This is a genomic window from Pseudomonas sp. I8001 (assembly GCF_013385345.1).
Taxonomy (GTDB): domain Bacteria; phylum Pseudomonadota; class Gammaproteobacteria; order Pseudomonadales; family Pseudomonadaceae; genus Aquipseudomonas.
Map to the genome: position 1 here is coordinate 1 of NZ_JACAQC010000070.1, position 564 is coordinate 564.

Annotated in this window: 1 protein-coding gene; it reads right to left on the reverse strand. The window is 48.2% G+C overall.

Going from position 1 to position 564, the window contains the following annotated elements; translation table 11 throughout:
• Nucleotides 1–22: 22 nt before the first annotated feature.
• Entirely contained in the window at nucleotides 23–499 is a 477-nt protein-coding gene (locus HX839_RS31355; protein ID WP_003214507.1) for a GNAT family N-acetyltransferase, read from the reverse strand.
• Nucleotides 500–564: the final 65 nt, after the last annotated feature.

The window sequence follows — 564 nt, forward strand, 5'->3', positions numbered from 1 at the left end:
CCGTGGAGGTATGCAGAATAAATCACTCCAACTCAAGTTCCATGTGAATGATTTCTATGGGTTGCCCACCCACACCATGGCTGAAAAAACCGTGCTTTTGTGTCACAAAGCCATGTTTTTTATAGAAGCCTTCAGCATTCAAAGTCGACTCTACCTTTATGACGCGGATGCCAGGCCCACGCGCATTATCAATACCTGTCTTGAGCAAATGAGCACCGAGCCCCTTACTGGAGGCCTCGAGAAGAAGAAAAAGCCGTGTCACTTCTCCTGGCTCTGAATCCACAAATCCAACGATCCTTCCCAGATGCAGCGCCACGACCATTTGCCCTTGCTTTATCAGTTGCTCATAAAACTCTGGGGTTCTTTCGCCCATCCAGCCATTGAGTTGCTCTGGGGTATAGAGTCCGTTCGACAGCTCGGTTATTGACTGCCGAGTGACATGGAAAATAGCTAGGCCATCTCCTGGCAGTGCAGTCCGAAGGGTAAATTCCTTTTTCATGTCCGCTACTCTTTTTTCTGATTTATGGTGCCCTTGAATATTGTTCGAAGGTCAGCTTTTGGCCG

What these genes read in the sequence shown, in the direction of transcription:
- HX839_RS31355 (WP_003214507.1), bottom strand. Translation starts at nt 499, where the DNA reads ATGAAAAAGGAATTTACCCTTCGGACTGCACTGCCAGGAGATGGCCTA.